Below are 2,215 nucleotides of genomic sequence, written 5' to 3' on the forward strand. Positions count from 1 at the left end.
GTTCGCCCAGCAGGACGGCCACCAGCACGCCGCCGATGATGTGCTCGGAGTTCCCCAACTCGTTGATCCACAGGAGGGGCGTCCGCTCCAGGTCGCCGCGATCCTCCGAGTGGATGGCGTCGAAGATCGAATCGTCGAGGCTCTTGGCGCACGCTTCCCCGACGATGAGCAGCGAGAGGGCGAGACACGCCAGGCACAGCTCACGGCGCAGGCGGTAGAACCTCAACGCGTTCCAGCCTTCCGTTGCGGTAGGTCGCGCGAGCCCGCCGCGTCTCCGCGCGGTACTCCTCGACGCGCAGCCTGTCGAACCCGACGGCGAACACCCGGACGGCGTCGGGCTCGCCCCACTCGGCGCGAAGATCGCGCGTGCGGCGTTCGGCGATGCCCTCGTCGCGACGAATCAGCCACCGGACGACCCCTCCGAACGCCAACAGCCCAACCGCGAAGATGCCCTTCTCGGCAGTCTTGCCCAGCGCCCGGGCGGGAATCGGCAGCAGCGTCGCGGCAGTCAGCGCCATCGCCAGGAGCGCGTTCCTCACGGCTCGTCGCGGAACGGCATCGCAAACCCCGGCAGGTCCGGCACGAGAACCGTCCCGTCGGCGATGCGGTAGTGCGAGTAGTCCATCGGCGTCTCGCCGAAGGGGATGCCCTCGACGGTGGCGACGCCCCCGCATCCCGCTCCGAGTTGAGCGACGTAGAACGGCCGGATGTGCCAGCACCATGTGTGCGGCGACGCCTGAACGCCCTCCGCGCGGAGTTCCGGCACCAGGTTCCGCCAGCGCGTGAAGCCCATGATCCCCAGATCGAGCAGGAACACGTCGACGAGCCCCAGCCGCGCTAGACGGAACAGGTTGTTGACATGCCGCTCGGTGTAGCCGCCGTAGCGCGTCGGCGGGTCGGCGCGTTCGGTGCGCCCTTCGCCCTCGGCGATGAGCGCGCTGCATCCGAGCCGCGCCATCTCGTCTTTGAGCCGCTTGAGGTCGTCTTGGTTCTCGGGGAAGGGTTCCTCGATCCAGTAGAGGTCGCAGTCGGCGACGCCGCGCAGGAAAGTCAGGAAACTGGAACCGTCGTAGGCGTCGTTGGCATCGACGAGGATGCGACAATCGGGGAACGCCTCGCGGACGGCGCGGACGACGGCGATATCCTGCGCCGTTCCCACGTCGGGTTCCATCCACTTCTTGCCTCTGCCGATCTTCAGCTTGAACGCCCGGAAGCCGGCTTCATAGTCGTCTCGGCAGGAATCGACGACGCCGTGAACTCCGCGCGGCGCGTCCTCCGGTTCCATGTCATCGAAGTAGATGCCGCCCGTGTAGATCGGCACGGCACGGGGTCCTGACGCGCCGAGGAGCTCGTAGACCGGCTTGCCGAGGATGCGCCCGGCGAGGTCGTGGAGCGCGAGGTCGATGGCGTAGGCGTGTTCGGCCGCGCCAGTCTGCGGCGAGAAGAGGTCGGAAATGCGCTCGCCGATGAGGGGCGTTACCTGGTCGTCGGGCGTATTCGAGCTCGCCCAGCCGCACGCGCCCTGGTCGGTCGTCAGGATGCGCACCTGGATGCGGTTGTTGCCGAAGCCTTGCGGGTTCCCGAACGAGTTGCGCCCGATCCAGCGGGGATAGGTCTCTGTGATGACGCGCCCTTCGACGCGCGCGAGCCGATGGTCTTCGAGCATGTGGAGCCCCTAACGCACGTCGAACTCATACGCTGGGATGCCGCCCGTGCGCTTGCCGTCGTTCCCGTAGGTCTGCATGCTGCCGGCTCCGGTCGGATCGACGGCGAGGATCGCGCGCTTCTTGCCGTCCTTGCCGAGGGCGGAGAACCCCGCGCCGTTTTCGAGGACGAGCATCGCACCTCGGAGCTGCCCGTCGTTGGCGTAGACGGACACGTCGCCGCCCATCGGTCCCGTGCCGACGACGGTGCGTTTCCCGCCGTCGGGTCCGAGGATCATCATGCTGCCGCCGGAGCCCGCGACGCGGATGGCGGAACGCGGTTTGCCTTCCCGGTCGGACACGATGAACGTCCCGCCCTGCTCATCGGCGCCGATGACGACGCGCGTCACGCCGTCGCGCCCGAAGACGGCAACGACTCCGCCATCGTCGCCCGCCAGCAGTCCGACGCGCGGTCTGCCAAGAGGATCGACGAGCGTCAACGACGAGCAGACGACCTTCTCGAACACGACCTGCTCTCCCGGAAGCTGCGCCTGCGCCGGACGCGGCAGGAA

General features: G+C 68.2%; 3 protein-coding genes. All 3 read right to left on the minus strand.

Annotated features, from left to right (window positions below):
* The coding region (locus tag FJZ36_19110) for a hypothetical protein (GenBank protein ID MBM3217009.1) at window positions 1-226 on the minus strand (226 nt) is incomplete at its 3' end.
* A complete protein-coding gene (locus FJZ36_19115; GenBank protein ID MBM3217010.1) occupies window positions 201-539 on the minus strand; it encodes a hypothetical protein in 339 nt (112 codons plus the stop codon). The genes FJZ36_19110 and FJZ36_19115, both read right to left, overlap by 26 nt.
* Window positions 536-1,666 (minus strand): mandelate racemase, encoded by a 1,131-nt coding sequence (locus FJZ36_19120; protein MBM3217011.1) that lies wholly within the window; start codon window positions 1,664-1,666, stop codon window positions 536-538. The genes FJZ36_19115 and FJZ36_19120 overlap by 4 nt, the downstream gene beginning before the upstream one ends.
* Window positions 1,667-2,215: the final 549 nt, after the last annotated feature.

This window comes from Candidatus Poribacteria bacterium (assembly GCA_016866785.1).
Taxonomy (GTDB): Bacteria; Poribacteria; WGA-4E.